Annotated in this window: 21 protein-coding genes and 2 pseudogenes; 16 read left to right on the top strand and 7 right to left on the bottom strand. The window is 66.3% G+C overall.

Going from position 1 to position 21713, the window contains the following annotated elements:
* Window positions 1–3 precede the first annotated feature (3 nt).
* Together K9U37_RS16685 and K9U37_RS16680 are read right to left on the bottom strand one after the other, a co-directional pair.
* Window positions 4–1191, bottom strand: coding sequence for an acyl-CoA dehydrogenase family protein (locus K9U37_RS16685; RefSeq protein WP_243072637.1), 1188 nt, complete (start codon window positions 1189–1191; stop codon window positions 4–6).
* Between the two features lie 434 nt (window positions 1192–1625).
* Window positions 1626–2507, bottom strand: a complete 882-nt coding sequence (locus K9U37_RS16680) for an SDR family NAD(P)-dependent oxidoreductase (protein WP_243072636.1) — start codon at window positions 2505–2507, stop codon at window positions 1626–1628.
* A 236-nt stretch (window positions 2508–2743) separates the two neighbouring features.
* Between K9U37_RS16680 and K9U37_RS16675 the strand changes: the two genes are divergently transcribed.
* From K9U37_RS16675 to K9U37_RS16655, 5 genes are all read left to right on the top strand, one after another.
* Complete coding sequence (locus K9U37_RS16675; protein ID WP_243072635.1) at window positions 2744–4342, top strand: long-chain-fatty-acid--CoA ligase; 1599 nt, start codon at window positions 2744–2746, stop codon at window positions 4340–4342.
* Between the two features lie 272 nt (window positions 4343–4614).
* Window positions 4615–5769, top strand: a complete 1155-nt coding sequence (locus tag K9U37_RS16670) for an acyl-CoA dehydrogenase family protein (protein WP_243072634.1) — start codon at window positions 4615–4617, stop codon at window positions 5767–5769.
* Between the two features lie 133 nt (window positions 5770–5902).
* A complete protein-coding gene (locus K9U37_RS16665; RefSeq protein WP_243072633.1) occupies window positions 5903–7087 on the top strand; it encodes a thiolase family protein in 1185 nt (394 codons plus the stop codon).
* Window positions 7084–7488, top strand: a complete 405-nt coding sequence (locus tag K9U37_RS16660) for a Zn-ribbon domain-containing OB-fold protein (protein WP_243072632.1) — start codon at window positions 7084–7086, stop codon at window positions 7486–7488. Before K9U37_RS16665 ends, K9U37_RS16660 begins: the two co-directional genes overlap by 4 nt.
* The gene (locus tag K9U37_RS16655; RefSeq protein WP_243072631.1) at window positions 7488–8483 is read left to right on the top strand and encodes an FAS1-like dehydratase domain-containing protein; all 996 of its coding nucleotides are present in this window, start codon (window positions 7488–7490) and stop codon (window positions 8481–8483) included. The genes K9U37_RS16660 and K9U37_RS16655 overlap by 1 nt, the downstream gene beginning before the upstream one ends.
* A 24-nt stretch (window positions 8484–8507) precedes the next feature.
* Here the strand turns inward: K9U37_RS16655 and K9U37_RS16650 are convergent.
* A pseudogene (locus tag K9U37_RS16650) lies at window positions 8508–8690 on the bottom strand (IS110 family transposase); the annotation flags it as partial.
* Between the two features lie 60 nt (window positions 8691–8750).
* Between K9U37_RS16650 and K9U37_RS16645 the strand changes: the two are divergent.
* Both K9U37_RS16645 and K9U37_RS16640 read left to right on the top strand, forming a co-directional pair.
* Window positions 8751–9572 carry an enoyl-CoA hydratase/isomerase family protein gene (locus K9U37_RS16645; protein ID WP_243072630.1) on the top strand — a complete coding sequence of 274 codons (822 nt, stop codon included), beginning with the start codon at window positions 8751–8753 and terminating at the stop codon, window positions 9570–9572.
* 322 nt (window positions 9573–9894) lie between these two features.
* Window positions 9895–10350 (top strand): annotated as a pseudogene (locus K9U37_RS16640) (CAP domain-containing protein); the annotation flags it as partial.
* Window positions 10351–10507: 157 nt separating this feature from the next.
* Here the strand turns inward: K9U37_RS16640 and K9U37_RS16635 are convergent.
* The 3 genes from K9U37_RS16635 to K9U37_RS16625 all read right to left on the bottom strand — a co-directional run bounded on the left by K9U37_RS16635 (window position 10508) and on the right by K9U37_RS16625 (window position 13098).
* Complete coding sequence (locus tag K9U37_RS16635; protein WP_243072629.1) at window positions 10508–11554, bottom strand: MBL fold metallo-hydrolase; 1047 nt, start codon at window positions 11552–11554, stop codon at window positions 10508–10510.
* Window positions 11555–11605: 51 nt separating this feature from the next.
* Window positions 11606–12232, bottom strand: a complete 627-nt coding sequence (locus tag K9U37_RS16630; protein WP_243072628.1) for a TetR/AcrR family transcriptional regulator — start codon at window positions 12230–12232, stop codon at window positions 11606–11608.
* A 443-nt stretch (window positions 12233–12675) separates the two neighbouring features.
* Window positions 12676–13098 (bottom strand): MarR family winged helix-turn-helix transcriptional regulator, encoded by a 423-nt coding sequence (locus K9U37_RS16625; protein ID WP_243072627.1) that lies wholly within the window; start codon window positions 13096–13098, stop codon window positions 12676–12678.
* Between the two features lie 45 nt (window positions 13099–13143).
* Between K9U37_RS16625 and K9U37_RS16620 the strand changes: the two genes are divergently transcribed.
* The 6 genes from K9U37_RS16620 (at window position 13144) to rlmN (ending at window position 17724) form a co-directional block, all read left to right on the top strand.
* Window positions 13144–13839, top strand: coding sequence for a class I SAM-dependent methyltransferase (locus K9U37_RS16620; RefSeq protein ID WP_243072626.1), 696 nt, complete (start codon window positions 13144–13146; stop codon window positions 13837–13839).
* Window positions 13840–13876: 37 nt separating this feature from the next.
* The gene (locus tag K9U37_RS16615; protein WP_243072625.1) at window positions 13877–14230 is read left to right on the top strand and encodes a Fe-S protein; all 354 of its coding nucleotides are present in this window, start codon (window positions 13877–13879) and stop codon (window positions 14228–14230) included.
* Between the two features lie 115 nt (window positions 14231–14345).
* On the top strand, window positions 14346–15107 hold the full coding sequence (gene pyrH / locus K9U37_RS16610; protein WP_243072624.1) for a UMP kinase: 762 nt from the start codon (window positions 14346–14348) through the stop codon (window positions 15105–15107).
* A gap of 36 nt (window positions 15108–15143) precedes the next feature.
* Window positions 15144–15701 carry a ribosome recycling factor gene (gene frr / locus K9U37_RS16605; RefSeq protein WP_243072623.1) on the top strand — a complete coding sequence of 186 codons (558 nt, stop codon included), beginning with the start codon at window positions 15144–15146 and terminating at the stop codon, window positions 15699–15701.
* Window positions 15701–16594: a phosphatidate cytidylyltransferase gene (locus K9U37_RS16600; RefSeq protein ID WP_243072622.1), complete on the top strand. Its 894-nt coding sequence runs from the start codon at window positions 15701–15703 to the stop codon at window positions 16592–16594. Before frr ends, K9U37_RS16600 begins: the two co-directional genes overlap by 1 nt.
* 23 nt (window positions 16595–16617) lie before the next feature.
* On the top strand, window positions 16618–17724 hold the full coding sequence (gene rlmN / locus K9U37_RS16595) for a dual-specificity RNA methyltransferase RlmN (protein ID WP_243072621.1): 1107 nt from the start codon (window positions 16618–16620) through the stop codon (window positions 17722–17724).
* Here the strand turns inward: rlmN and K9U37_RS16590 are convergent, their stop codons facing one another.
* On the bottom strand, window positions 17725–17979 hold the full coding sequence (locus K9U37_RS16590; protein ID WP_243072620.1) for a DUF2631 domain-containing protein: 255 nt from the start codon (window positions 17977–17979) through the stop codon (window positions 17725–17727).
* 128 nt (window positions 17980–18107) lie between these two features.
* On the opposite strand from K9U37_RS16590, the gene dxr reads away from it, so the two are divergent.
* From dxr to ispG, 3 genes are read left to right on the top strand one after another with little or no spacing between them, the layout of a single operon-like run.
* Complete coding sequence (dxr, locus tag K9U37_RS16585) at window positions 18108–19274, top strand: 1-deoxy-D-xylulose-5-phosphate reductoisomerase (protein WP_243072619.1); 1167 nt, start codon at window positions 18108–18110, stop codon at window positions 19272–19274.
* The gene (locus K9U37_RS16580; RefSeq protein ID WP_243072618.1) at window positions 19271–20512 is read left to right on the top strand and encodes a M50 family metallopeptidase; all 1242 of its coding nucleotides are present in this window, start codon (window positions 19271–19273) and stop codon (window positions 20510–20512) included. The genes dxr and K9U37_RS16580 overlap by 4 nt, the downstream gene beginning before the upstream one ends.
* An 8-nt stretch (window positions 20513–20520) precedes the next feature.
* Window positions 20521–21678 (top strand): flavodoxin-dependent (E)-4-hydroxy-3-methylbut-2-enyl-diphosphate synthase, encoded by a 1158-nt coding sequence (gene ispG / locus K9U37_RS16575; protein WP_243072617.1) that lies wholly within the window; start codon window positions 20521–20523, stop codon window positions 21676–21678.
* Window positions 21679–21713 lie beyond the last annotated feature (35 nt).

Here is a 21713-nt window from a genome sequence, read left to right as displayed (position 1 = left end):
GACTCAGGACCGCCGCTGGCTCGTGCGCACGCCGGTCACCTCAGCGGCGATCATGTTGCGCAGGATCTCGGTGGTGCCCCCTCCGATGCCCATTCCGCGTACGTCGCGGAAGTACCGTTCCACCGGATAGCGGGTGAGGTAGCCCTTGTGCCCCAGTAGCTGGATCGCCTCGTTGCACACCCGCACCGCGGTCTCGTTGGCATACAGCTTGGCCATCGCGGTCTCGCGGATACCGGGGAAGCCGCCGACATCGGTGCGCGCTGCGCGCCACAGCAGCAACCGCGCGGCATCCAATTCGGTCGCCATGTCGGCGATCTTCCACTGAATTCCCTGGAAGTCCAGGATCGGGCGGCCGAACTGCTCACGCTGTTTGGCATATTCGATGGCGTCCTCCAGCGCGGCGCGTGCGACTCCGATGGACATCGCGGCGTTCCCGCACCGCTCGGGATTGAACTGGCGAATCAAGAACGACGCGCCTTCTTTCGAGCCGGGCCGCGGTTCGAGGATCACCTGGTCACGCCGGACTGCAGCCTCAGTGAACCGCAGCACCCCCTCGGCCACCCCGCGGCCGCCCATCTTCTCTTCGGTTTCGATCGGCCCCAGGCCCTCGACGTCGGCGTCCACCAACACCGCACCTATCCCGTCGGGACCGCTAGTCCCGGGTGCGCGGCAGAACACCAGAAAGGTATGGGCCTGCAATGCCCCGGTGATGTGGCACTTGGTGCCGGTCAACCGAAAGTCGTCGCCGTCAGGGACTAGTGTCGTGGATAGCGCGGTGCCGTCCGACCCGGCGTGCGGCTCGGTCATCGCGACGGCGAACCGTCGAGTGCCTTCGACCACGTCGGGCAGGTATTGCTTGCGCTGCTGTTCGCTACCCATCCGGGCGATCACCCGCGGGGGTCCGTTGAGCTGCATCTGGATCGTCAGCGCGCTGGCCATGCACCCCACCGCCAGCTCCTCCAGAACCAGACAGGCCTCGAATACCCCCCAGCCACGACCGCCGTACTCGGTCGGCACAGTGAGCCCGGTCAAGCCGTTCTCACGCAGAATCTGGTAGGAGCGCTCCGGATATTCTTGGCGGCGGTCCCACTCAGCGGCGTGCGGGCGAAGCTCAGCGCGAGCAATATGGCGCGCGCGTTCGACGAGTTCCTGTTGGGCGTCAGTGAGCTGGTCAAGCTCCGGGGTGGTCATCGGGCACGTCCTTTCGTTCGCGGAGCCGCGGCGTCGGCGTTGGGGCGCCAGATGAGCGCGATTTCCCGGCTACAAAACCGCCATCGGCCGTCCTAAAGTATAACTATTATCAGATAAGTACGACAATTTTGAAAGTAGTGCCAGTGCCGGGGAGCCCGCGAACGCAACGGCCGGCGCGGCTCTACCCAACGTGACGCGGAGTCGCCGACTGAACTTGTCTGCGTACCGCATTGGCCAGCCAGCGTTGAGGGGCGAGATCGGGCGGTGCCGAGGCTTCGGCCTTGAGCAGCACCCCTTGACTGCTGGTCTCGGTCAATCTGCAGTAGGACTGACTGTGAACCGCATCAAGGCGACAGCCGCGAGGGGTTTCACCTGTCAGCTGACAACCTGCTAGCTGACAATCGGTGTCGGCGTATCAATTGCCGTTGGCCAGCTCATCCCGAGCCGGCATGGCGTGCGGTCGCCACCGCCCCCTGACCCTCCTGTGCGCCAGACAGGTCGGCGATCTCCGCCCATCTGGCCGCGACTTGATCATCGGATGGTGGGGACGGGAAGTCCACGCCGCGCGATTCGACGATCCGTACGCGGCTGAAATGGCGACCGTGAACCCGCACGATCTCAGCCGTCAGATCGCATTCCTCGGCGCACAACCAACCGACGGCGGCCGATACCCAGGCCGGGTCGAGGTCGCTGGCATCGTCGAGCAGGCCGGCGGTCATCCGGGTCAGCGCGACCGGGGCGATGGCATTGACCCGAATCCCGTAGCGGGCACCCTCCAGTGCGAGCGTATGCATCAGTCCGACCACACCAAGCTTCGCGGCCGCGTAGTTGGCTTGTCCGAAGTTGCCGAACAGGCCGGCGCCGGAAGAGGTTACGACGACCCTGCCGTAGCGTTGCTCGCGCAAATGGGGCCAAGCCGCGCGGGTCACAAGCGCGGTTCCATCCAGGTGCACCTGGCGGACGGCCTCCCACTGCTGCACACTCATCTTGTGGAACGTCGCGTCTCGCAGGATGCCCGCGTTGTTGACGACGATGTCTAGCCGGCCGAAGGCCTCGAGCGCGGATTTGACCACCTCCTTCGCGCCGGTCTCGGAAGCGATGTCGTGGTCATCGGGCACGGCGACACCGCCGGCGGCCCGGATCTCCGCCACGACGTCCTGCGCCGCTGCAGCGTTCGCACCACCCCCCTCTTTTCTCACCCCAAGGTCATTCGCGACGACGAGCGCGCCCCCTGCCGCCAGGCGTAGAGCATGGCTGCGACCGAGGCCGCGGCCCGCCCCAGTGACGATCGCCACCCGTCCGTCTACTCCTGGCATGAGCCCGCCCTCCGCCTTTGATCCGTGTCTTCAGGTGCATTCCACTTCGCGGCCCACTCGGCCCCAGCCACTACCCAGCGATCGCTGCTGAGCGTCGCGGTCTGGATTCGCAAGACTCAACGAATAGCTATGGATAATCATTACACTAGGTACACGGATTGCACGCAAACTGCTGGACGCAGTTCATCGGGACTGCACCGCCCCGTTAGCTGCTTTCCATGCCGGAAGGAGCTCCGATGACCGCGGTGGATCTGCAGAAGAATCTTGTGACACGCGTCAACGTCGGGGACATGCTCACCCGCACCGCGTGGCGGCGCCCCGGGCACGAAGCCGTGGTCGACGGCGAGCGCCGGCTCACCTATCGTGCGCTGAACGCCGCGGTGAATCGGCTGGCCAACGCGCTGTTGGCCGCGGGCTACCAGCGGGGCGACGCGCTCGCTCTGGCGTGCGGCAACAGCATCGAGTTCCTTCTCACCTACTACGCGTGTGCCAAGACCGGAGTGGTGTGTGTCCCGATCAACCTCGCTTGGGGCGCGTCTGAGACGGCCTACGTGCTTGAGCATTCCCACGCCAAAGGGGTGGTTGTGGAGAGCCAACTGGCCGAACTCGTCGGTGCGGCGTTAGACCGCCTCGAACAACGCGAGGTGACCGATGTGATCGTCGCGCCCGGCGCCGGCACACAATGGGAATCCGCCGGTTCGCATTCGTGGCGGGCGATGAGCGAGTTCGTCGGCGACGCCTCCGACACCGAACCGGAATGCTTCGTCGACGACCGCGACGCGATCAGCTACCTCTACACCAGCGGAACGACGTCGGCGCCAAAGGGGGTGGTGAGCAGTCATCTCGCGGTCTACATCGAGTCACTCACTGCCCCCCTGGTGTTGCGGTTGAGCGAGCAGGACCGCTCAGCGGTGATGATGCCGCTGTTCCATACCGCCCAACTCAACGGGTTCACCACCGGGCTGATGTACGTCGGCGGCACCGCGGTGTTGATGCGCGCGTTCGACCCGGCCGCCCTGATGGCGACCATCGAGGCAGAACGTGTGACGCAGATCTTCGGGCTGCCGACGATGTACCGGGCGATGATGGACCACCCCGATATTGCCAGGCGCGACTTGTCGAGCCTGCGTCTGGCGTTGTATGCGATGGCGCCGATGCCCGACACCGACCTGCGCAAGGCCATGGAGGTATTCGGCTGCGAGTTCGCGCTCGGTTTTGGCCAGACCGAGATGAACCCGCTGACGACCGTCTTTCCGCCTCAGTATCAGCTCTCGCATGCGGGCTCCGTGGGCCTGCCGGTTCCCAATGTTCAGGTGGGGATCATGGACGATGCCGGCAATCTGCTCCCGCGTGGTGAGGTTGGCGAGATCGTCTATCGCGGCCCGCACGCCATGGAGGGTTACCTGCGCAACCCGGAGGCCACCGCTGAGGCGTTCGCGCACGGTTGGTTCCATTCCGGCGACATCGGGCGCTTCGATGCCGACGGACTGCTGTGGTTCGCCGACCGCAAGAAGGATGTGATCAAGACCGGCGGTGAGAACGTGGCCTCCATCGAGGTCGAAAAGGCGCTCTACGAAGGGGAGCCCCGTATCCAGGAGGTGGTCGTCGTCGGATTGCCGCACCAGCGATGGACCGAGGCGATCGTAGCGATCGTCACCCTCAAACCGGGTGCCGACCTCACCGAGGATGACGTGCTGGTTGCGGCGCGCCGCCGGCTGTCGGGGTTCAAGGTCCCGAAGGCGGTGATCTTCACCGACAAGATGCCCCGCACCGCGACGGGTAAGGTGCAAAAGAATATGCTGCGTGACCAGTACCAAGGATATTTCCAGACCTAACTGTCAGTCAGTCGCTTGCCTTGGGCCGACTCGGAGACGACGGCGGCAAACGGGCCCGCGGTGTGACGCTGACTGTCGGTGACTTGCGCCGCGCTGTTAATGGCCATTAACGTGTAATCGCGGAGTGCATGCTACTGCGCCGCCGCATGATGGGGCCGATTCGTCGGCACCACTCGGCAGTCGACGCCGAGGGGTCGCGGCTGCAACCCGTCGTTCACCGGGCGCAGATGGTGTCGCACGGAACTCGGGCTAAACCGAAAGGGACAGGTGGGATGGAGCTTTGCGAGAGCGAGGAACGGCGGGACTTGCGGGCTGCGGTCGCGGCGATTGCGCGGTCGTATGGTCATGAGTACTACTTGAGCAAGTCGTTGGCGGGGGAGAAGTCCACCGAGCTGTGGCAGGAGATCGGCAAGCAGGGGTTTTTGGGCGCTAACATCGCCGAGGAGTACGGCGGCGGCGGCGGCGGTATTTATGAATTGCACGCCGTGGGTGAGGAGTTGGCCGCCGCCGGTTGTCCGTTGCTGATGACGGTGGTGTCGCCGGCGATCTGCGGCACGATCATTCAGGCGTTCGGTAGCGAGGAGCAGAAGCAGCGTTGGCTGCCCGGGATCGCCAGCGGTGAGATGATCATGGCGTTTGCGATCACCGAACCGGACGCGGGTTCTAATTCGCATAACATCGCCACGACCGCGCGGCGTGACGGCGACGAGTGGGTGCTGCGTGGTACCAAGTACTACATTTCCGGGGTCGATGAGGCCCAGGCGGTCCTGGTGGTGACCCGGACCGGCACCGACGAGCGGGGCCGCGGGCGGCTGTCGCTGGTGGTGGTGCCCACTGATGCTGCCGGGCTGCAGAAGACACTCATCCCGGTGCAGGCTGTCACCCCGGAGAAGCAGTTCACGCTGTTTTTCGACGATGTGCGGGTGCGCGCCGACGCCCTTGTCGGGGCGCAGGACGACGGACTGCGCCAGGTGTTTATGGGGCTGAACCCGGAGCGGATCATGGGCGCGGCTTTGGGCACCGGGATCGGTCGCTACGCTCTGGACAAGGCGTGCGCCTACGCGCGGGAACGCCAGGTGTGGAATTCCCCGATCGGGGCGCATCAGGGCGTGGCGCATCCGCTGGCGCACGCCAAGATTCAGGTGGAGCTGGCGCGGTTGATGACCCAGCGGGCGGCCGAGCTGCACGATGCCGGGAGTTCCGGTGCGGGAGAAGCTGCCAACATGGCGAAGTACGCCGCAGCGGAGGCGGGGATTCTGGCGCTGGATCAGGCGATCCAGACCCACGGGGGCAATGGAATGGCCACCGAATATGGGCTGGCGACGTTGTGGGGGCCGGCCCGGCTGATGCGCACCGCGCCGATCAGCCGCGAAATGATCCTCAATTTCGTCGCCCAGCACAGCCTGGGCCTGCCCAAGTCCTACTGACGGCGGGGTCCTCGGTGGAGGCCATTCCTGCACGCGAATCGCGATTGCCCCTGGCTGGGACGGCGAGCGCGACGCTCGACAGTTTCTCGCAAGGCCGGTGGCGTATCGGTTTCTGGGTGAGTAGGAGGTTGTCATGAGTTGGCGTGCCCTAGACGGCCGTCCCGCCATCGCAGCGGTCGAGGAATTGCGCCCCGGGCGATATCCGGACGAGGACGCTGCGGGCATGCCCGAACTGGTGCTGCGCCGATTTTTGGAGGGCGCTCATGTTGGGCCCGACGACGTCGATGGTCTGCTGGTGTGCCCGGCGGGCATGGCCGCGGGCCATGGCGCCGACATCTTCGTCCACGAACGGCTCAACGACGCCCTGGGGATTCGCCCGCGGTTCTGCGAGACGATCAACGCGGGCGGCGCGACCTACACGATCATGGCCTCGCGTGCTGCGCTCGCGATCGGCGCGGGCCTTGCCGACGCGGTGCTGTGCATCGGGGCCGGCAAGTTTCCCAAGGTGGGCAGGGGCGGCGCGGACGCCATGGCACGCATGATCAGCCACCCCGATTTCGAGTATCCCTATGGCAGCTTCATTCCGGCGCTGTACGCGCTGGCGGCCACCCGGCACATGGCCGAACGTGGTACATCGCGGGACGCCCTGGCGGCGGTTGCGGTTTGCAGCCGCGACTGGGCGCTGCGACACCCCGACGCCCTGATGCGTGACGCCGGCCCGCTCACCATCGAGATGGTGCTGGATTCACGCCCGATCGCGTGGCCGTTCAACTTGCTGGACTGCTCGGTGCCGTGCGAGGGAGGCGCGGCGTTCCTGGTCACTAGCGGCGAGCGGGCGCGCGAACTCACCGGACAACCCGCCTATCTGCTCGGCTTTGGGGAGTTCCACGACCACGGCAACATCAGCCACGCCAGCGACTTCGCCACGATGGGCGCGGGCGTTTCCGCGCGTGCCGCATTCGACATGGCGGGCGTGTCCCCATCCGATGTGGACCTCGCCGAACTCTACGACGCGTTCACCATTAACCCGATCTTGCTGGTGGAGGAGACCGGCCTGGTCGAGCCGGGCAAAGGAGGCCACTTCTTCCTGGACGGTCGCGGCGCCCCGGGCGGCGATCTGCCGGTCAACACCTACGGTGGGTTGCTGTCTTTCGGGCACACCGGCGACGCTTCGGGCATGTCGATGCTCGTCGAGGGCGCACGTCAAGTGATGGGCCAAGCCGAAGGCCGCCAAGTGGACGCTGAGATCGCGCTGGTTCACACCTACGGCGGCGTGATGGCCGACCACTCGACGGTTCTGCTGGGAAGGACACCGTGACAACCCCACCGGTTCCCGCGCTGACCGCGTGCACGGCGGTCTACTGGCAGGAAGCGGCGGCGGGCCGGTTCGTGCTGCCGCGCTGCCGCGCCTGCGGACGGTTTCACCACCATCCCCGCCGCTGGTGCCCGTATTGCTGGGGAACCGATCTGGCGTGGGAACAACCCTCGGGGCGAGGGACGGTGCTCACCTACACCGTGGTGTACCAGCCCCCGTCGGCGGCCTTCGAGGTACCCTACGTGCTGGCCGTCATCGAATTGTCAGAAGGCCCGCGAATGATGGCCAACGTGGTCGACTGTTCGCCGGAGGACGTTGAGGTTGGCACACCGGTCGAGGTCACGTTCGAACCACGGGGCGAACTCGCGATTCCGCAGTTCCGCCCGATCGGGTCCACGCGCTGATGAGCGTCAACTGCGCTGATGCGCTCAGCTACGTGGTCACTGGGCCGGCCGAAGAGGCCGCGGCCTGGGTGGGTCGTGAAGTGACCAGCCAAGCGCCGTTCCCAGTCAACGAAGCCCAGATCGCCTACTTCTGTGCCCTGGTAGAGGATGCCGACGAGAATTACTGGGATAACGAGGCCGCGACGACGAGATACGGGGCCCTGATCTCGCCGCCGGGCATGCTCATGGTGTGGGCGTTCCCGCTGCCGTGGAACCCGCGGCAAAAGCCCGAGCACGCGCCGGTGCTGGCGCTGGAGGTGCCGCTGCCGGGCACTTCGCTGATCAACGTCTCGACCGATAGCCGGTTTTTCGCCCCGATGCGGGTCGGGGACCGGCTCGTCTACACCGAGCGGGTGGAGTCGATCTCCGGCCAGAAGCGAACCACGCTGGGGGTCGGTCATTTTGTGAGCACGCGCAGTGAATGCCGAAATCAACACGGCGTCCTCGTGGCGACCAACGAGAACGTGCTGTTCCGCTACACCGTCGGGGCGGGCGGAACACCTCAGCGACGATCGGGCCCGGCCGAACAACCTGGCGCTGAGCCCGTCGAGGTTTTGCCTGAAGTGAGGATGCCGGTCACCGTCACGCGGTGCGTACTCGACGCGGCCGCCACCCGCGACTTCTTCCGCGGTCATCACGACCAGGCCTACGCCAACGAGCAGGGTGCCCGCGATGTCTACTTGAACACGATGTTCTTCCACGGCTTGGTGGACCGGGTAGGGAAGGCGTGGGCCGGCCCGCAGGCCTGGCTTGCTCACCGGCAACTGCAGATGATCGCCCCGGTGTGCGCCGGCGACACGCTCCGGACCGACGGGCGGGTGCTGGCAGTCGACCAACACGACACCGTGCAGACCGCCACCGTCGCCGTCGACTGTCACACCGAACAGGGACCCGCCGCACGCTCCCTGCTCACTTTCAACCTCGACGGTCTCCGAAACCCGACGCCGACTGTCTGATCAAGGAGATTCTCAATGACGTTGTCAAGCCGCCGCGGCTGTAGTGGTGGGTTGGTAGGCGGCGTGGTCGCGGAGCATGGCCCGCAGCACGTCGAGGCGTCGGCGGGCCAGGGCGATGACGGCTTGGGCGTGGGTTTTGCCTTCGGTTCGCTTGCGGTCATGGTAGGTGCGGGAGGCGGGGCCGGTGCGGATGGCGATCTGGGCGGACGGTGATTCGAAGCGTAAGGCCGACGGCCCCAAACACCCTTCAAGAAAGGTAAGGATCAGATGAGCAGCTACGACCAGTACCAGCACCTCACGTTCGACCGCCCCGGTGAGGGCATCCTGCAGGTCACCATCAATCGCCCTGACCGGCTGAACGCCGCCAACAAGCGGTTGCACTGGGAGTTGAGCAAGGTGTGGCTGGACGTCGGCACCGACTCGCAAACTCGGGTCGCCGTTGTCACCGGCGCTGGCAAGGCTTTTTGCGCGGGGGGTGACCTCGACATGGTGCGCGATCAGGCGAACAACTTCTCGGAAGTCGCCGAGACTATGGTCGAGGCGCGCGACATCGTCTACAACATCGCGAATTGCGACAAACCAATCATCTCGGCGATCAACGGGGTAGCCGTCGGTGCGGGACTGGCGGTGGCTTTGATGGCTGACGTTTCGGTCATCGCCGAGGACGCCCGGCTCACCGACGGCCATCTACGGCTCGGGGTTGGTGCCGGCGACCATGCCGCAATCATCTGGCCTCTTCTGTGTGGCCTTGCCAAGGCCAAGTATTATTTGCTGACCGCAGATTTCATTGACGGGAAAGAGGCCGAGCGAATCGGCTTGGTCAGCCTGTGCCGTCCGCGCGAGGACGTCCTGCCCACCGCCCTTGAGGTGGCTCAAAAACTGGCTCGTGGCCCGCAGCACGCCATCAGGTGGACCAAACGGGCGTTGAACCACTGGGTGCGAAACGCGGGCCCGATTTTCGAGGCCTCACTGGCGCTTGAGATGCTGAATTTCTTCGACGAAGATGTGGTCGAGGGCGTGTCCGCCATCAAGGATCGCCGCCCTCCGCGGTTTCCTTCCGCAGCTGACCACCAACGTCACGAGGACTAGTGTCCTCCGCGCAGGCCAGGATGATCCGCGATCGCAACGCCAACGCCTGCGACGACTTCGCCCGCCGTGACCACCGAACCAGCTGTTCACGCTCCCCGTCGGTCAACACCAGCTCGACTCTCGGTCGCCCACGCATCGCCATACATCCAATCATGCTGCATGACAACCACTATTCGTAGGGCAACCGTGCCGCAGCTGCACAGTGGGCCGGTGAACGGTGTGCGGCGTTGATTTGGCAGCTCAGGAATTCGGCGGCACACTACCGGCCCCCGCCGGGTGACGACGGCTGACGTCGAGGAGATCTAACATGCGGCTTTTGCTGATGACTGTGCCGGCCGTGGTGAGCGTCGCCGTCGGCGCTGTGGTTGGCGTGCCGATCGCGCAGGGCGACAACAAACGACTCAACGACGCGGTTGTCGCCAACGTGTACACCATTCAGCACCAGGCGGGCTGCACCAACGACGTGAAGATCAATCCGCAACTTCAACTTGCCGCCGAGTGGCACGCCAGGGATGTGCTGAGCAATCGGGACCTCGGCGGTGATATCGGGTCTGACGGTTCGACGCCGCAAGACCGCGCCAAGGCGGCCGGTTTCCAGGGTCAGGTGGCGGAAACGGTGGCGGTCAACTCTGCCCTGGCGATCAGCGGTGTGGAATTGATTAACCAGTGGTATTACAACCCCGCCTATTTCGCCATCATGTCCGATTGCGACCACACCCACATCGGCGTGTGGTCGGAAAACAGTTTCGACCGCACCGTCGTGGTGGCCGTATACGGGTAGCCACGGCGGCCAGTTTCCGTAAATCGAAGCGACGCGGGTAAATCGAACGGCGACCTGACGACCGGTCGAGTCGCCGAGTTCGCGGTGAATCCACAGACACAGGCGCTGCCTGTCAAGGCACCGTGCCGAGTCCGCAGGCGCAGGGGATTGCGGGTCATCGCTGTTTGGGCCACCATGTGGTGACGGTGTCCCGCGTCCGTTGGACGCGGTGCTCGGCCGCCAAAAGCGCCAGGTGGGCCAGTGTTTCACCGTTGGCTGCCCGGCGCATGAAGTTGGGTACTTGAGCCCAGGGGCGCGACCACCCGAGCTGGGTGGTGATCTGCCAGCAGGTTGCCCCAGGGGAGTCGGCCACCACGCGTTCGATCTCACCAAGGCGCGTGCGGTGATGGGCGACGAGTTCGTCCAGCCGAGGTGTGAATGCGTCGAAGCGGTACTCATGGGCGGGAAGCACCTCGTTGGGTTGATAACCACGCAATTTGGCCAGCGAGGCGAGAAAGTCAGCGAGGGGATTGGCAGCCTGCTGGGGATGCACGGAGATGTTCGGGGTGATCCGCGGCAATACACAATCGCCGGTCAGCATCAGCCTGCGGTCGGGCTCCACGAAGCAGAGATGCCCGGGCGAATGGCCGGGCGTCCAGATCGCGCGCAGGTTCCAGCCCGGCAACGGGAGCCGATCGCCATCGTCGATGAACCGATCGGGTTCGGCCTGCCGGACGAACTGCCGGATTCCGAGCGACGCCGAGCCCAGTTCGTTCAACTCGGTCTCGGGCACTCCGCAGTCCACCAGGAGGTCCCGCATGCTCGTCAAGAGCGGTTCTACCTCGCCGTAGCGGGCGGGCAACACAGCGGCATCTGCCGGATGCACCCCGACCCATGCTCCGGATTGCTCGCGCACCCGCCCAGCCAATCCGTAGTGGTCGGGGTGTATGTGGGTGATCAGCACCGCGGAGACGTCCGTGATGTCGCATCCGGCCTTGGTCAGTCCCGCTACGAGCGCCGTCCACGCTTCGTCGGTGTCCCAGCCGGCATCGACGATGGCGACCCCGTCAGGCAGCTCGAAGGCATACACCAACACGTATCGCAGCGGATTGTCCGGGATCGGCACCGGGATCGACCACAACCCCGGCCGCACCTGCTCGACTGGGGGCAACACGCCGTCGGCCCAGGCCTGCCGCTGGACGGCCCCCGGTGCCTCGGCCATGACTGTTCCTCCTGTCGCGGTCGCGGCGCGCACCCTCACCACGCAGAAATGTTACTCACGATTCACGATCAACGCATGTCCGTCAATGGCTGCTATTCCGAGGACCGCGTGTCCCATGGCGGCCAGCCGAACAGCGACCCGATCGGGGGCCAAACCGGTCTCGCGGTACTGAAGGATCGACTGGATCGCGCCGATCGCGCCGTGCACCACCGCGCGGACTTCGGCCTCGTCGAGTTCCTGCCGCAACTCCGCCACCACGTGCACCCATTCCTCGAGATAGAGTCGCTGCTTGCGACGTAGGCGGCGTCGCTGCTCATCGGACAAGTTGTGCAACTCGCGGTAATAGACGATGGCCAGCTCCCGGTCGTTGATCACCAGCGAGACATGGTCTGCGACCAGTCCGGTCAACGCCTCGCGCTCATCGCGAGCCTGGTCGACAATGGTCGAGGCCCGCTCCAACAGCGCGTCGATCACCCGCTCGAACAGCGACGTGAGCACTGCGGCCTTGCTTTCGAAATGTCGATAGATTCCCGGTCCCACGATTCCAGCCGCCACACCGAGATCCGTCATCGACACGGCGTGATATCCCCGCGCGGCGATGAGCTCGGCGGCCGCGGCCAGAATCCGCTCACGACGTTCGCCGCCCCGAGTCCGTTGAGTAACGATCGCTCCGCTCACCGTCTCCTCCTCTTCGGTGACCACATGAGCCGGCGCTTGCTTCTGCCCGGAACCCTCGCGCCGCCGCCGGCTAGCGCCAATGCTAACAACGGTTAACGCCCTGACGGGTGGGCGGTGAATTGCCATCGAGGGAAGACCGCCGGGCGAAGCCGGGCCCAAACCTCGCCGCCAGCAGACCACGCGGCTCGTTCAGTTCGAGGCAAGCCATGGTAGTGGACAGGACCGAGTCCCGGTAGCAGTCCTTGCTGGCCAAGCAGATCGCGAAACCCTGGCAGGCGTCCACCGAGGTGGTGTACGAGTCGGGCCAGATCAGCGGTACCGGCGTGTAGTAGCCGAGTGATTGAAGGTCATCGCGTGATTCTTCGAGAAGCCGTCCAAAGTTTCTCGAGCAAAGGAATCGAAGTACAACCCGGCGGAGAAGTTCGCCGCCGGTGCCACAGCCATCATTGAGAACCGAGCACGGCGAGGATTGTCCGGAATTCTCGCCGCTGCTCGGCGCTCAGCTTCGCCAGCAGCCGCTGCTCGGCGTCCTTGACCCCAGCGTCGGTGCGCGCCAGCAGGTCTCGGCCGCTTCGTGTCAGCGACGCGGGCAGCGAGCGGCCCGAATCAACTGTCGACGGCCGCGCCACCAGATGGCGTTCCTCGAGGCTGCGCAGCACCATGTTCATCGCCTGCGGAGAGACCCCGGTATCGCGGGCGAGCTCGGCGTTGGACCGGTCGCCGAGCTTGCTGAGCACCCGCAGACAGATGTATTGCGGGAAGGTCAGACCCAGCGGCTCCAACACCCCGGACGTCACTTCGGCGCGCAGTGCTGAGGCGAGCTGGTGTAGCAAATACCCGATCGGCTCCTTGTGCGCGGCAACCATGTCAAGCATATTGACATATATCAAGCGGATTGATATCCAGTAATCATGACTACTCCTGAAGATCTCTTCGATTCGGCCTACCGGGGCGCGGCCCCCGAGTTTGAGGGCTTCCGGCCCCCGTGGAGCATCGGGGAGCCGCAGCCGGAGATCGCCGTGCTCATCGAACAGGGCAAGTTCCACGGCGACGTCCTCGACGCCGGCTGCGGCGAGGCGGCGGTGTCGATGTACCTCGCCAAGCGCGGATTCACCACCGTCGGACTGGACATGTCGCCGACGGCCATCGACCTCGCCCGCGCCGAGGCGGCCAGGCTCGGGTTGGCCAACGCCACCTTCGGCGTCGCCGACATCAGTGACTTCGGCGGCTACGACGGGCGATTCGGGACGATTGTGGACTCCACGTTGTTCCACTCGATGCCCATCGAGGCCCGGGAAGGCTACCAGCGGTCGATCGTGCGGGCAGCCGCGCCGGGAGCATCCTACTTCGTGCTGGTCTTCAACGCCGAGGGCATGCCGGCCAACGGGCCCGCCCATCCGGTGACCGAGGATGAACTGCGCGAGGTGGTGTCGAAGCACTGGGTGATCGACGAGATCAGGCCCGCCCGCATCCATGCCAACGTGCCCGACAACTCGCCGATGCTGGACAACTTCGCCGGCCGGGACCTGCGCGACGAAGGGCCGGGGCGTAAGTCGATGCCCGCCTGGCTGCTCTCGGCGCACCTGGGCGCAGACACGCCGGTTTGAAGGCGTTTGCCCACGTCGGGTGACGTACGCTGAGGGTATGGAGCTACTACGCAACGTAGTCGTGCTGCTGCACCTCGTGGGGTTCGCTGTGTTGTTCGGAGCCTGGGTCGCCGAGGCAGCGGCTCGACGGTTCCGCTTCACCCCCGTCATGAACTACGGGATCCTGATCTCGTTTCTGACCGGTGTCGCACTCGCCGCGCCGTGGCCGGCGGGCGAGGTGATCAACTACCCGAAGGTCGGCGTCAAACTCGTCATCCTGGTCGTCATCGGCGCTCTGCTCGGCATCGGCCTCACCCGCCAACGCCGCGCGGAGGCACCCGTTGCCCGCCCGGTATTCGCTGCGGTGGGCGTGCTGGCGCTGACCGCCGCGGCCATCGGTGTGCTCTGGTAGAGGCCCTGAACCCGAAAAATCGCGAAATTGGGCGATGAGGCAGGATGGAAGTGCCGTCCCGGACGCGCCGGGATGGCACTCTCATGCCAGGAGTCCGACGAGTCCGAGGAGTCTGATGGGGGAGACGGCAAGCATCAACGGCGAAGAGCCGTCGGCGTCTGAGGAGCTGCGGCCACGGTATTCGCGCGTGCTGCTCAAGCTGGGCGGCGAGATGTTCGGTGGCGGATCGGTCGGTCTGGATCCCGACGTCGTCGCCCAGGTCGCCCGCCAGATCGCCGAGGTGGTGCGCAGCGGCGTCCAGGTGGCTGTGGTGATCGGCGGCGGCAACTTCTTCCGCGGCGCCCAGCTGCAGCAGCGGGGCATGGAACGCACCCGCTCGGACTACATGGGCATGCTCGGCACCGTGATGAACAGCCTAGCGCTGCAAGACTTCCTGGAGAAAGAAGGCATCGTCACCCGGGTACAGACCGCGATCACGATGGGTCAGGTTGCCGAGCCCTACATTCCCCTGCGTGCGGTGCGGCACCTGGAGAAGGGCCGCGTGGTGATCTTCGGCGCCGGCATGGGTTTGCCGTACTTCTCCACCGACACCACCGCCGCCCAGCGTGCCCTGGAGATCGGTGCGGACGTCGTACTGATGGCCAAGGCGGTCGACGGTGTGTTCACCGACGATCCGCGGGAGAACCCCGAGGCCGAGCTGCTCACCGAGATCAGCCACCGGGAGGTCATCGACCGCGGATTGCGGGTCGCCGATGCCACCGCGTTCAGTCTGTGCATGGACAATGGAATGCCGATTCTGGTGTTCAACCTGCTGACCAGCGGGAATATCGCCCGCGCCGTCGCGGGTGAGAGGATCGGAACGCTGGTCACGACCTGAGGGAGCACTCATGACTTCCCTGACGAGAGGGCGCACATGATTGAAGAGGCTCTCTTCGACGCCGAAGAGAAGATGGAGAAGGCTGTGGCGGTCGCGCGCGACGACTTGTCATCCATCCGAACCGGACGGGCCAATCCCGGAATGTTCGCGCGGGTCTCCGTGGACTACTACGGCTCGATGACCCCGATCACCCAGTTGTCGAGCATCAACGTGCCCGAAGCCCGGATGGTCGTCATCAAGCCCTACGAGGCATCTCAGCTCAAGGCGATCGTGGACGCCATCCGCAACTCCGACCTCGGCGTGAACCCCACCAACGACGGCAACATCATCCGGGTGTCGATCCCTCAGCTGACCGAGGAGCGTCGCCGGGATCTGGTCAAGCAGGCCAAGGCCAAGGGTGAGGACGCCAAGGTTTCGCTGCGCAACGTCCGCCGGCGCGCCATGGAGGAGTTGCACCGCATCCGCAAGGACGGCGAGGCCGGCGAGGACGAGGTCGGCCGCGCGGAGAAAGAACTCGACAAGGCCACGGCGACCTTCGTGAATCAGATAGAAGAGCTGGTCAAGCACAAGGAAGGCGAGCTGCTGGAGGTCTGATGACCGCCCAGCAACCGTCGCCCGTGGCCGACACAGAATCCGGCGCTCCCGGTTCCGCGGCACCGGAGAAGAAGACGTCCCGAGCCGGGCGCAATCTGCCCGCCGCGATCGCGGTCGGCGTCGTGCTCGGCGCCATGGCGATCGGCAGCCTGCTGTTCGCGCCGAGATGGTGGTTCCCGCTGCTGGCCACCGCCATCGCGATCGCCACCTATGAGGTCGTCTCCCGGCTGCGCGAACACGGTTACGCGATGCCCGTCGTGCCGCTGCTGGTCGGCGGTCAGGCGATGATCTGGCTGGCCTGGCCGTGGGGGGTCGCGGGAACGCTGGGCGCCTACGGCGGCACGATCGTGGTCGCCATGGTGTGGCGCCTCGTCGGCCATGGGCTGCGTGAGCAGCCGGTCAACTACCTGCGCGATATCGCCGCGACGGTCCTGCTGGCCACGTGGGTGCCGTTGTTCGCTAGTTTCACCGCGCTGCTGGTCTTCCAGGACAACGGTGGCGCCCGGGCGTTCACCGTGATCTCCACCGTGGTCTTCGCCGATATCGGCGGCTACACCGCCGGCGTGTTGTTCGGCAAGCATCTTCTGGCCCCGGCGATCAGCCCCAAGAAATCCTGGGAGGGGCTGGGCGGCTCCCTGCTGTTCGGTATCACCGCTGCCGTGCTGTCGGTGACGTTCCTGCTGCACAAACCCGCCTGGGTCGGCTTGCCGCTCGGGTTGTTCCTGGTGATCACCGGCGTACTCGGCGACCTGGTCGAGTCTCAGGTCAAACGCGACCTCGGCATCAAGGACATGGGAACGCTCCTGCCGGGCCACGGCGGAATCATGGATCGCATCGACGCGATGCTGCCGTCCGCGGTCACCGGCTGGATCGTGCTGACGCTGCTGGCCTGAGCCGGTCAGCGATACTGGACGTAATGAAACAAGAGCTGGTCTTCGAGGCTCCGCGCCGCGCGCTGCCGCCGCGGCACTTCGCCGACCTCGACGCCGAAGGCCGCGCCGCCGCCGTCACCGAGTTGGGGCTGCCGGCTTTTCGGGCCAAGCAGCTCGCCCAGCAGTACTACGGCCGACTGCTGGCCGACCCGCAGCTGATGACCGATCTGCCTGCCGCGGTGCGCGACACGGTGGCAGAGGCGCTCTTCCCGAAGCTGCTGACGGTGGCGCGGGAGATCGAGTGCGACTCAGGTGAGACGCGAAAGACGTTGTGGCGGGCGCATGATGGCACGACCTTCGAGTCGGTGCTGATGCGCTACCCCAACCGCAACACGGTCTGCATCTCCTCGCAGGCCGGCTGCGGAATGGCCTGCCCGTTCTGCGCGACCGGCCAGGCCGGGCTGACACGAAACCTGTCCACCGCCGAGATCCTCGAGCAGGTGCGGGCCGCGGCGGTGACGCTGCGCGACGAGTTCGGCGGATCGGGTGGCGCACGCCTATCAAACGTTGTGTTCATGGGCATGGGGGAGCCGCTGGCCAACTACGCACGCGTCGTGGCCGCCGTCCGCCGGATCACCACCGCACCGCCGGACGGGTTCGGGATCTCCGCCCGGTCGGTGACCGTGTCGACGGTCGGACTGGCCCCCGCCATCCGCAAGCTGGCCGACGAGCATCTCGGCGTCACGCTCGCACTGTCGCTGCACACCCCCGACGACGAATTGCGCGACACCCTGGTGCCGGTGAACAACCGCTGGAAGGTCGGCGAGGCGCTGGAGGCCGCCCGCTACTACGCCGACCAGACCGGCCGGCGGGTGTCCGTCGAATATGCCCTGATCCGCGACGTGAACGATCAGCCGTGGCGGGCCGATCTGTTGGGTAAGATGCTGCACTGGGCGCTGGGGCCGCTGGCCCACGTCAACCTGATCCCGCTCAACCCGACACCGGGCAGCCAGTGGGACGCCAGCCCCAAGGCGGCAGAGCGCGAGTTCGTGCGGCGGGTGCGCGCCGCCGGCGTGTCGTGCACGGTGCGGGACACCCGCGGCCGCGAGATTGCCGCAGCGTGCGGACAGTTGGCGGCTACCGGGGGCTGACTACCGCAGCCAGCCGCGGCGGCGGCCCCACCAGTCGCGGATAATCACACCGAGAACCAGGAGCGCGAAGGCGCCCAGCGTCCAGTCCTCGACGTGGCCCACGTGGTTGCCGCGCAGCATGAGCAGCAGGAAACCGACGATGAACAGTCCGACGGCGTACCACGCGCGGTATTTGATCTTGCTCCATCCCCAGGCGGCCGACGGCACGTCGGCGGGGTCGACGTCGTTGTAGCGCTCCACCTCGGTGCTGGGCATTGCGGCTCCTGTCGGACTCAGATCGGCAACTGGGGTCATTCTGGCACACCGACCCTCAACCGGCTCAGCCGATCCGGCCGTGAACAGAACGGCGGCTGCGGCCAAGCCGAAGGCGGCACAATGAGACGGTGAGCCCCGCCAACCGTCTCCGGGTCCTGATCCTGGGCAGCACCGGTTCGATCGGCACCCAGGCGCTGGACGTCATCGCCGACAACCCGGACCGGTTCGAGGTCGTCGGCCTGGCCGCCGGCGGCGGAAACCCCGACCTGCTGGCCCGCCAGTGCGCCGAGACCGGCGTCACCAACGTCGCCGTCGCCGATCCGGCGGCCGCCGAGAGAGTGGGGGACGTCACCTACTGCGGGCCGGACGCCGTCACCCGGCTCGTCGAGAACACCGAGGCCGACGTGGTGCTCAACGCCCTCGTGGGAGCGCTGGGCCTGGAGCCCACCCTGGCCGCTCTGGCCAGCGGCGCCAGGTTGGCGCTGGCCAACAAGGAGTCGCTGGTGGCGGGAGGTCCGCTGGTGCTGCGGGCCGCGCAACCCGGCCAGATCGTTCCGGTGGATTCCGAGCACTCCGCCCTGGCCCAGTGCCTGCGGTCGGGCACCGCCGAGGAGGTCGCCAAACTGGTGCTGACCGCTTCCGGGGGCCCGTTTCGCGGCTGGGCGGCCGCCGACCTGGAGTCCGTCACACCCGAGCAGGCCGGGGCGCATCCCACTTGGAACATGGGGCCGATGAACACGCTGAACTCGGCGTCCCTGGTCAACAAGGGTCTCGAGCTCATCGAGACCCACCTGCTGTTCGGGGTACCCTACGACCGCATCGACGTCGTCGTACACCCCCAGTCGATCGTGCATTCCATGGTGACCTACACCGACGGATCGACCATCGCCCAGGCCAGCCCGCCGGACATGAAGCTGCCCATCTCGCTGGCCCTGGGCTGGCCGGACCGGGTCGCCGGCGCGGCGGCCGCCTTCGACTTCAGCACCGCCTCGACCTGGGAGTTCGAGCCTCTCGACGCCGCGGTCTTCCCGGCCGTCGACCTGGCCCGCCACGCCGGACAGACCGGTGGCTGCCTGACCGCGGTTTACAACGCCGCCAACGAGGAGGCCGCCGAGGCGTTCCTGAGCGGCCGGATCCGGTTCCCGGCCATTGTGCGAACAATCGCCGACGTCCTGCACGCCGCCGACCAGTGGACGGCAGAACCGGTTACCGTGGAAGAAGTACTTGACGCGCAGCGTTGGGCTCGGCAACGCGCCCGCGCCGCCGTCACACAGGAGGTCGCGTCAATCCGATGATGTTCGTTATCGGCGTCGTGCTGTTCGCGCTGGCCATTCTCGTCTCGGTGGCCCTGCACGAATGCGGGCACATGTGGGTGGCCCGGGCCACCGGGATGAAGGTCCGCCGCTACTTCGTGGGCTTCGGGCCCACCGTGTGGTCGACGCTTCGGCCCAACAAGCTCGGCTACACCGAATACGGTCTCAAGGCCGTCCCGGCCGGTGGCTTCTGCGACATCGCCGGCATGACCTCCATCGAGGAGCTCAAGCCCGACGAAGAGCCCTACGCGATGTACAAGCAGAAGACCTGGAAACGCGTCGCGGTGCTGTTCGCCGGCCCCGGCGTGAACTTCATCATCGGCCTGGTCCTCATCTACGGGATCGCCGTGGCGTGGGGCCTGCCCAACCTGCACCCGCCCACCAAGGCCATCGTCGGTGAAACCGGTTGTGTGAAGGCCGAAGTCGCCAAGGGCAAGCTCGGTGACTGCACCGGTGCCGGACCCGCGGCGATGGCCGGGATCCAGGCCGGTGACGCCGTGGTCAAGGTGGGCGGCACCGACGTCAAGAACTTCGGCGAGATGGTGGCCGCGGTGCAGAAGGCCTCCGGCCCCACGCCGTTCGTCATCGAACGCAACCAGAACGGCACGACCGTGGCGATGGCCATCGTCGTCGACGTCACGCCCACCCAGCGTTGGGTGGCCAAGAAGGACGGCAGCAAGGAGAGCGCCCCGGCCACGGTGGGTGCCATCGGCGTCGGGGCCGCCACCTTCGGCCCGACGCAGTACAACCCGTTGACCGCGATTCCGGCCACCTTCACCTTCACCGGCGACCTGGCCGTCGAACTCGGCAAGTCGCTGATCTCCATCCCGACGAAGGTCGGGGCGCTGGTGCACGCGATCGGCGGCGGCGAACGTGACCCCGAAACGCCCATCAGCGTGGTCGGGGCCAGCATCATCGGCGGCGACACCGTCGACCACGGGCTGTGGGTCGCCTTCTGGTTCTTCCTGGCCCAGCTCAACTTCGTGCTCGGCGCGATCAACCTGGTGCCGCTGTTGCCGTTCGACGGCGGCCACATCGCCATCGCGGTGTTCGAGAAGATTCGCAACATGATCCGGTCAGCTCGCGGCATGGTCGCCGCCGCCCCGGTGAACTACATGAAGCTGATGCCCGCCACCTACGTCATCCTGGTCGTGGTGGTCGGCTATATGCTGTTGACCGTGACCGCCGACCTGGTCAATCCGATCCGGTTGTTCCAGTAGGAGAGTCAATGTCCATCGGCCTGGGCATGCCCGCCCCTCCCGCGCCCACCCTGGCGCCGCGGCGCAAGACCCGCCAGCTGATGGTGCGCGATGTCGGCGTGGGCAGCGACTATCCGATCTCGGTGCAGTCGATGTGCACCACCAAGACCCACGACGTGAACGCCACGCTGCAGCAGATCGCCCAGCTGACCGCCGCGGGCTGCGACATCGTGCGGGTGGCGTGTCCGCGCCAGGAGGATGCCGACGCGCTGGCCGAAATCGCCAAGCACAGCAACATCCCGGTGATCGCCGACATCCACTTCCAGCCGAAGTACATCTTCGCCGCGATCGACGCCGGGTGCGCGGCGGTGCGGGTGAACCCCGGCAACATCAAGGAGTTCGACGGCCGGGTGGCCGAGGTCGCCAAAGCCGCCGGCGCGGCGGGCATCCCGATCCGCATCGGCGTCAACGCCGGCTCGCTGGACAACCGCTTCATGGACAAGTACGGAAAGGCCACCCCCGAGGCTCTGGTCGAGTCCGCGCTGTGGGAGGCCTCGCTGTTCGAGGAGCACGGCTTCGGCAACATCAAGATCAGCGTCAAGCACAACGACCCGGTCGTGATGGTGGCCGCCTACGAGATGCTGGCCGAAAAGTGTGACTACCCTTTGCATCTCGGGGTCACCGAGGCCGGCCCGGCGTTCCAGGGCACGATCAAGTCCGCCGTCGCATTCGGCGCGCTGCTGTCTCGCGGCATCGGCGACACCATCCGGGTGTCGCTGTCGGCGCCGCCGGTCGAAGAGGTCAAGGTCGGCACCCAGATCCTGGAGTCGCTGAACCTGCGGCCCCGCGGGTTGGAGATCGTGTCCTGCCCGTCGTGCGGGCGCGCCCAGGTCGACGTCTACACCTTGGCCAACGAGGTGTCGGCCGGTCTGGACGGCCTCGACGTGCCGCTGCGCGTCGCGGTGATGGGCTGCGTCGTCAACGGTCCGGGCGAGGCGCGTGAAGCCGACCTCGGGGTGGCCTCCGGCAACGGCAAGGGTCAGATCTTCGTCAAGGGCGAGGTGATCAAGACCGTTCCGGAGGCCCTGATCGTCGAGACGCTGATCGAAGAGGCCATGCGACTCGCCGAAAACATGCGCGGCGCGGATGCATCTGCCAGCGGTTCTCCTGAGGTGACCGTAAGCTGAGGCGGTAACTCCCCGGCGGCTCGCCCCCGCAGAAA

The organism is Candidatus Mycolicibacterium alkanivorans (genome assembly GCF_022760805.1).
Lineage (GTDB): Bacteria > Actinomycetota > Actinomycetes > Mycobacteriales > Mycobacteriaceae > Mycobacterium > Mycobacterium alkanivorans.
This window is presented reverse-complemented; position numbering and strand designations above follow the sequence as displayed.

Coding starts and splice junctions, on each gene's coding strand:
- K9U37_RS16685 (WP_243072637.1), bottom strand. CDS start 1,191: ATGACCACCCCGGAGCTTGACCAGCTCACTGACGCCCAACAGGAACTC.
- K9U37_RS16680 (WP_243072636.1), bottom strand. CDS start 2,507: ATGCCAGGAGTAGACGGACGGGTGGCGATCGTCACTGGGGCGGGCCGC.
- K9U37_RS16675 (WP_243072635.1), top strand. CDS start 2,744: ATGACCGCGGTGGATCTGCAGAAGAATCTTGTGACACGCGTCAACGTC.
- K9U37_RS16670 (WP_243072634.1), top strand. CDS start 4,615: ATGGAGCTTTGCGAGAGCGAGGAACGGCGGGACTTGCGGGCTGCGGTC.
- K9U37_RS16665 (WP_243072633.1), top strand. CDS start 5,903: ATGAGTTGGCGTGCCCTAGACGGCCGTCCCGCCATCGCAGCGGTCGAG.
- K9U37_RS16655 (WP_243072631.1), top strand. CDS start 7,488: ATGAGCGTCAACTGCGCTGATGCGCTCAGCTACGTGGTCACTGGGCCG.
- K9U37_RS16645 (WP_243072630.1), top strand. CDS start 8,751: ATGAGCAGCTACGACCAGTACCAGCACCTCACGTTCGACCGCCCCGGT.
- K9U37_RS16635 (WP_243072629.1), bottom strand. CDS start 11,554: ATGGCCGAGGCACCGGGGGCCGTCCAGCGGCAGGCCTGGGCCGACGGC.
- K9U37_RS16625 (WP_243072627.1), bottom strand. CDS start 13,098: ATGGTTGCCGCGCACAAGGAGCCGATCGGGTATTTGCTACACCAGCTC.
- K9U37_RS16620 (WP_243072626.1), top strand. CDS start 13,144: ATGACTACTCCTGAAGATCTCTTCGATTCGGCCTACCGGGGCGCGGCC.
- K9U37_RS16615 (WP_243072625.1), top strand. CDS start 13,877: ATGGAGCTACTACGCAACGTAGTCGTGCTGCTGCACCTCGTGGGGTTC.
- pyrH (WP_243072624.1), top strand. CDS start 14,346: ATGGGGGAGACGGCAAGCATCAACGGCGAAGAGCCGTCGGCGTCTGAG.
- frr (WP_243072623.1), top strand. CDS start 15,144: ATGATTGAAGAGGCTCTCTTCGACGCCGAAGAGAAGATGGAGAAGGCT.
- K9U37_RS16600 (WP_243072622.1), top strand. CDS start 15,701: ATGACCGCCCAGCAACCGTCGCCCGTGGCCGACACAGAATCCGGCGCT.
- rlmN (WP_243072621.1), top strand. CDS start 16,618: ATGAAACAAGAGCTGGTCTTCGAGGCTCCGCGCCGCGCGCTGCCGCCG.
- K9U37_RS16590 (WP_243072620.1), bottom strand. CDS start 17,979: ATGCCCAGCACCGAGGTGGAGCGCTACAACGACGTCGACCCCGCCGAC.
- K9U37_RS16580 (WP_243072618.1), top strand. CDS start 19,271: ATGATGTTCGTTATCGGCGTCGTGCTGTTCGCGCTGGCCATTCTCGTC.
- ispG (WP_243072617.1), top strand. CDS start 20,521: ATGTCCATCGGCCTGGGCATGCCCGCCCCTCCCGCGCCCACCCTGGCG.